The organism is Rhodoferax sp., assembly GCF_037143375.1.
In the GTDB taxonomy this organism is placed as follows: domain Bacteria; phylum Pseudomonadota; class Gammaproteobacteria; order Burkholderiales; family Burkholderiaceae_C; genus Rhodoferax.
On sequence record NZ_JBAWYV010000158.1, the window covers coordinates 1 to 6,666 of the forward strand.

Below are 6,666 nucleotides of genomic sequence, written 5' to 3' on the forward strand. Positions count from 1 at the left end.
CTGTGGTTGCCCATTGACGCCAAGTTTCCCAACGAAGATTACGAGCGCTTGCTCGACGCGCAGGGCCGGGCCGATGTGGCCGGGGCCGAGGCCGCTGGCAAGGCGCTGGAGGTGCGCATTCGGCTGGAGGCGCGCTCTATTTGCGATAAATACGTGGAGCCGCCGCACACCACCGATTTCGCCATTTTGTTTTTGCCGACCGAAGGCTTGTATGCCGAGGTGCTGCGCCGACCCGGTTTGATGCAGGCCTTGCAGCGCGACCACCGCATCACGCTGGCCGGGCCGACCACGCTGCTGGCGATGCTCAGTTCGCTGCAAATGGGTTTCAGAACGCTGGCGCTGGAGAAACGTTCCAGCGAGGTGTGGCAGGTGCTCGGCGCGGTCAAGACCGAGTTTGGCAAGTTTGGCGATGTGCTGGCCAAGGTCAAATCGCAAACCGAGACTGTGCTCAAGACGCTGGACAGTGCCGAAACCCGCAGCCGTGCCATGGGCCGGGCGTTGAAGAAAGTCGAGGCTCTGCCCGAAGCCCAAGTGCCGGCCTTGATTCCGCTGGACAAAGACTTTGATGCCGATTTGGAGGCTGAACGGGCGTGAGTCTGGTTGCGGCGTCCGCACCGCAGTCCGGGCCGCGCTTTGCCTTGGCTCGGCTGATTGCGGGTCACATTTGTTTGCACGCCTGCATGGCCGGCATGCGGATGGCAGCACCGCTGCTGGCACTGCGAGAGGGCTACAGCACGTTGGCGGTGGGGTTTTTGCTGGCGCTTTTTGCCTTGACGCAGGTTTTTTTGGCCTTGCCAGCGGGCCGTTACGCTGACCGCAACGGGCTCAAACGCCCGGTTGGGTTCAGTGTGATCGCCGCCGCCATCGGGGCTGGCTTGGCGGTGGCCTTTCCGGTCTTTGGCGTGCTCTGCCTGAGCGCCTTGATGACTGGCGGCGCCACCGGTGTGGCCTCCATTTCTTTGCAGCGTCATGTCGGACGCGCCGCCCAGAATGCGACCGAACTGAAAAAAGTATTCAGCTGGCTGGCCATTGGCCCCGCCTTGTCCAATGTGGTGGGACCATTGACGGCGGGCTTGCTGATTGACCACAGTGGTTTTCGGGCCGCCTTTTTGTTTCTGGCGCTGCTACCGCTGGCGACCTGGTTTTGGGTGCGGCGCACGGTGGAGTTGCCGCCGGTGGTGGTTCACCCCAGCGCGGCACCCAAAAAGACCTGGGATCTGATGCGTGAGCCGCTCATGCGGCGCTTGTTGCTGGTCAACTGGTTGCTCTCGTCGTGCTGGGATGTCCACACGTTTGTGGTGCCGGTGCTGGGCCACGAGCGGGGGTTTAGTGCCTCGGTGATTGGCGCCATTCTGGGTGCTTTTGCCATTGCCGCTACCTTGGTGCGGGTGGTTCTGCCGATTTTTGCGTCGCGCATGCGGGAGTGGGCGGTGGTGACGACGGCCATGCTGTTGACTGCGCTGCTGTTTGCTGTTTACCCGTTTATGGTGTCGCCGCTCGCGATGGGGTGTTGTTCGGTGCTGTTGGGGCTGGCGCTGGGTTCGGTGCAGCCCATGATCATGAGCACCTTGCACCAGATCACGCCTGAGGCACGCCATGGCGAAGCACTGGGTTTGCGCCTGATGGCCATTAACGGTTCAAGCGTGTTGATGCCGCTGCTCTTTGGCACGGCCGGTGCTGCCGTGGGGGTGTCGGTGGTGTTCTGGTCGGTGGGGCTGGCAGTTGCTGCCGGTGCCCGTTCTGCCTGGCGCTTGCGACCAACCTTGCCAGTAACGCTGACAAAAATCTAGCCATTACTATAAATAAAATAGCGTGCTACGCAGGTTGTACGGGGGCTACAGCCTGAAAAAGCTAAAAAGCAGGCCAGTCGTTATGACTGCCTGCTTTTTTGGGGTTGCTGTGTTGTCGGGCTACGCTTCGCTAACCCGACCCACACGCTGCTTGATAGAGAACGACTTATCGGTTGAATGAGCCGCGGTTGCCACCACCACCATTGCCGCCACCGTAGCCACCGCCGCCGCCAGAGCGACCGCCGTTGCCGCCACCAAAGCCGCCACCATTGCGGTTGCCACCACCAAAACCACCGCCGCCGCCACCGGGACGACGTGCGCCGCGCTCGGCCATCATGTCCACGCTGGTGCGCATCGGGTCAGGCTGACCTTGGGGTTGACGCGAAGAAGTGTTATTGCCGCTGCCGTAGCCGCCGCTATTTCCACCACCGTTACCGCCACCAAAGCCACCTCCGCCATTGCCACCACCGTAGCCGCCGCCGTTACCACCACGACCTTGTGCAGGACGTGGACCGCGTGGCGGTTGTTGGTCATTGGGCGCATGGGTGCGAGGACCGGCGCTGCGGTGTCCGCCGCCATTACCGCCACCGTTGCCACCGCGTCCGCCGCCTGCTGGCGCACCACGGTCGCCCTTGGTTTCGCGCACGCGTTGCAGCATTTCAGTGCGGGCTGCCTTGCCGGCCGCCATCATTACATCGCGGCTTGGCGGCTTGCCAGCACCACCCCAAACGGTCTGGCGACCCATGGCAATGGGCTCGGCATGTTCGCCGGGCTCGGGCATGAAGCCTTCGACAATTTGAACTGGAATGTTTTGCTTGGTGTAGCGCTCGATGGCTTGCATGAAGCCTTCTTCGTCCAGGCACACCAGATTGACGGCGGTGCCGTCAGCGCCAGCGCGACCGGTGCGGCCAATGCGGTGCACATAGTCTTCGCAGACATTGGGGATTTCGTAGTTAACGACGTGGGGCAGGTCGTCGATGTCAATGCCGCGGGCAGCAATGTCGGTGGCTACCAGCGCACGAATGTCGCCGCTCTTGAAGCCAGCCAGCGCCTGGGTGCGAGCCGATTGGCTCTTGTTGCCGTGCAGGGCCATGGATTCAATGCCGTTCTTGGTCAGGAACTCGGCCACGTTATTGGCGCCAAATTTGGTGCGGGTGAACACCAGCACCTGGCTCCAGTTGTGCTCCTGGATGATGTGCGCCAGCAGGGCTTTTTTCTTGCCGCGACCGACCGGGTGAATCAGCTGGGTGATGCGCTGCACGGTGGTGTTGCGCGGTGTCACCTGAATGCTTAAGGGGTCTTTCAGCAGCGTGGCCGCCAGATCGCGAATTTCGTCGCTGAAGGTGGCTGAGAACAGCAGGCTTTGCTTTTGCTTGGGCACCACGGCCAGCACTTTTTTCACGTCATGGATAAAGCCCATGTCCAACATGCGGTCGGCTTCGTCGAGCACCAGCATTTGGACTTGGCCCAAATCCAGCACGCCTTGCTGCAACAAGTCGAGCAAACGACCTGGGGTTGCCACCAAAATGTCCACGCCTTTTTTGACGCGGCTGATCTGGGGGTTCATGCCGACACCGCCAAACACCACGGTGGAAGACAGTTCCAGGTATTTGCCGTAGGTTTGTACCGATTCTTCGACCTGAGCAGCGAGTTCGCGGGTCGGGGTCAGCACCAGGGCACGGATGCCGATGCCACCAAATTTATTCTTGGGAGTTTCGCTGGTGCTGAGTTTGTGCAGCATGGGCAGCACGAAAGCAGCGGTTTTGCCGGTGCCGGTTTGGGCACCACCGAGCAGGTCGTGGCCTTCGAGCACAGCGGGAATCGCTTGTGCCTGAATGGCGGTGGGGGTCTCGTAGCCCTGCTCAAGCACGGCTTTGATGATGGCCGGAGCCAGATTTAATTCTTCAAATTTCATAGTGTGGCGCCTATCCTGGGCGCTTTGGCATCGGCCCGCTCTGTGTGTTGAAACACCGAATCAGTCAAAGGCAGATGGGGAACAAAAGGTGAACATATGCGAGGAGCATTGTTCCCAGCAAGTTGCTGGCATCGTGGGCAACTGAAGCTCCACAACAACGCGCATTGTCGCACGGTGAATCCTTTCTGTCTTGATTGAAGTCAAAAGCGTGGTATCGGCGCCGCATGGGCACTATTTGTAACAATGGTTAACAAGCGGTCCGTTGATACTTCAAAATCAGCAAAATAAGCTGGCTAAATTAAATTTGTTACGAAAGAGTCGTACTGAATGAAGAAATTTTTGCGTCGACGCATTGGCATGGTCGACAACCTGTCAAACGCAATTCCTTCACTGCACGATTGCATTGAGGCGGTGTTGTCACAGGCGGATACTTTGATTGGCGAGGTGCTGGAGGGTTTGGTCGATGCCGCCGCCAAAACCAAGAGCAAAGGTGCTTACGGTGATGAATTGCAGGTGAGTAAGGCTGCTGTTGATTTTTTAGGCATCCAGGCTACCGCCATGAAGAAAACCTTCAAGTCTGAGTTGCGCATCGGTATCTTTAACAATGCCGCACAGGAAGCCGAAAAGCCGTTACTTCGTTTCGCTGATTTGCAGTTGTTTGATAGCAAGCAAATTGATGCCAGCATTGAATTTGCGCTGGCCCAGCAAGAGGTTTTACGCTGTGTCGATGATGTGCTGCCCGCACTGAACGCGCTGGTCAGTAGTTTGCTGGGCTGGATAACTGTACAACCCCATCTGAATCCGCTCAAACCTGAGGTCTTTGTCCGCGCCCTGCAAGCCACTCTGGTTCGATACGCCCCAGATGAACAGTCTCGTTCAGCCTTGATGACGCCCGCCTCCGGTCTGTTGGGGGTCAGTCTTCGCCAGCTTTACCGTGAGGTCTGCGAATGGCTGCGTTCTCAGGGCGTCGATGCGGCCTCGCCCGTAGGCGCTGCGCCGGGTGCAAGCCAGGTACGGGGCTCAGGCTCAGAGAGTTCCGTTTCACGCACGCTCTTATCCCTGGATAAGTTGCGTCGATTGCTGTCAGGCGAACTTGACAGCGGGCGAGGCGGAGCACAAGATTTTTTGCATACCGTGCCCGCCTCCTTTGTGGCGCTGGAGGATATGCGGCTGGTTGAGCCCATGATGAAACGTCTGGCACAAAGGGCAAGCCAGTCGGCCGATGCTGGCGTCAGCGGGGAGACCAAACAGCAGCAGGTTGCCCGAGAACCCACTCAAGGCAAGCAACTGGGTCGACAGTTGGGCCAAGAGGTCGTGCGCTTGATGCTGGATAACCTCATGCTGGACGAGCGCTTGCTCCAAAAAGTTCGTGACTTGATCAAGTCACTGGAACCCGTGTTGCTGAAGCTGGCGGAGTCTGACCCCCGATTTTTTAGTGAACGTCAGCACCCGGCGCGGCATTTTCTGGACCGGATTACCCACCGCAGTCTGGGGTTTTCGTCCGAGCGTGACGAAGGTTTCCTCGAGTTTTTAAAGTCCGTTTCCAACGCCATCAACCTGTTGATTGAAGGTGAGGGTGATTCTGCCGCCTTCGAGCATGTGCTGCGTGAACTTGAAGCCGGTTGGGGCCAAAACGAGACGGTGCAGCGCCAGCAGCATGAAGATGCTGCACTTGCGCTCATGCACGCCGAGCAAAGAAACTTGTTGGCTCAGCGTTTGTCCAGTGATTTCCAGGAGCGGCTGAAAGACAAGGATATACCTGAGTTGGTGAGTGGTTTTCTGCGCGGCCCTTGGGCTCAGGTGGTAGCCGAGTCGCAACTCGGCTGTGCCGATGGCAGCGCAGACCCTGGCGCCTATCTGGCGTTGGTGGACGACCTGATCTGGAGTGTTCAGCTTCGCCTTGCACGGCGCAACCGGGCACGGTTGGTGCAACTGGTGCCCAATTTACTGGTGAAGATTCGCCAGGGCCTGCAGCTCATTCAGTATCCGCAAGAACGCATACCGGTCTTTTTTGATGCCTTGATCTCGTTGCACGAAAAAGTGTTTGAAGGCCCCCGGATGCAACCAGATGAAGTGCTTGCCGATCCGGCACTGCCAGAAGTGGATGCGATGGAAGAAGCCAGGGGCGAGCCTGTAGAACTGGCAGAAATGGATGACGCAGGATTCTGGATGGCAGGCGATGAGGCGATGGAGTCGGGTTATCTGGCCGATGAAGCTGACGCGGCTGCTGCGATCAGCCCAGCAGTAGCGCGGGCCTGGACTGTGGGAGAACTCAATACCGGGGTCTGGGTTGAGTTGATTGTCGAGGGTGTCTGGCTACGCGCACAACTCACCTGGACCAGCCCGCACCGGACCTTGTTCATGTTTGTTTCGCGCGGTGGATTGGCGCATTCGATGTCGCGCCGGACCATGGAGCGGCTTCGCATGCAAGGACGAATTCGGGTGGTCTCTGATGGCCATGTGGTCGACAACGCACTCGACGCCGTGGCGCAGACAGCCTTGCAAAATGACCTGGGGCAAGCAAAACAGCAACCTTAAATCAAGTTGGCGTTGGCTTGGAGACAGGTCAAGCGTCGATAATGGCGGATTAACATCCCCCAAACTCAGCAAGACCCATGGCTCAATACGTATTTTCCATGAACCACCTCGGCAAGATCGTACCGCCGAAGAAGTTCATTCTCAAAGACATCTCCCTTAGTTTCTTCCCTGGCGCCAAGATCGGCGTGCTCGGGACCAATGGCTCCGGCAAGTCCACGCTGCTCAAGATCATGGCGGGTGTTGACAAAGAATTCGAAGGCGAAGCCGTGCCCATGGCGGGTCTGAACATCGGCTATTTGCCCCAGGAACCCCAGCTTGATCCCGACCAAACCGTGCGCGAAAGCGTCGAGGCCGGCATGGGTGATGTCTTCACAGCCAAAGCTCGCCTGGAAGAAATCTACGCCGCCTATGGCGAAGAAGACG

5 protein-coding genes are annotated in these 6,666 nt (G+C 58.7%); 4 read left to right on the forward strand and 1 reads right to left on the reverse strand.

What is annotated here, in order from left to right:
- Both rmuC and WCG50_RS16290 read left to right on the forward strand, forming a co-directional pair.
- Positions 1 to 594: DNA recombination protein RmuC (rmuC, locus tag WCG50_RS16285; protein WP_336900647.1), on the forward strand; the 594-nt coding region annotated here is incomplete at its 5' end.
- An 86-nt stretch (positions 595 to 680) separates the two neighbouring features.
- Positions 681 to 1,790, forward strand: coding sequence for an MFS transporter (locus WCG50_RS16290; protein WP_336900651.1), 1,110 nt, complete (start codon positions 681 to 683; stop codon positions 1,788 to 1,790).
- Between the two features lie 166 nt (positions 1,791 to 1,956).
- On the opposite strand, the gene WCG50_RS16295 is transcribed toward WCG50_RS16290, so the two are convergent.
- Entirely contained in the window at positions 1,957 to 3,705 is a 1,749-nt protein-coding gene (locus WCG50_RS16295) for a DEAD/DEAH box helicase (protein ID WP_336900648.1), read from the reverse strand.
- 327 nt (positions 3,706 to 4,032) lie between these two features.
- Between WCG50_RS16295 and WCG50_RS16300 the strand changes: the two genes are divergently transcribed.
- Positions 4,033 to 6,243 (forward strand): DUF1631 family protein, encoded by a 2,211-nt coding sequence (locus WCG50_RS16300; RefSeq protein ID WP_336900649.1) that lies wholly within the window; start codon positions 4,033 to 4,035, stop codon positions 6,241 to 6,243.
- A 77-nt stretch (positions 6,244 to 6,320) separates the two neighbouring features.
- Positions 6,321 to 6,666 (forward strand): ATP-binding cassette domain-containing protein (locus WCG50_RS16305; RefSeq protein ID WP_336900650.1); only part of this gene is annotated, 346 nt, incomplete at its 3' end.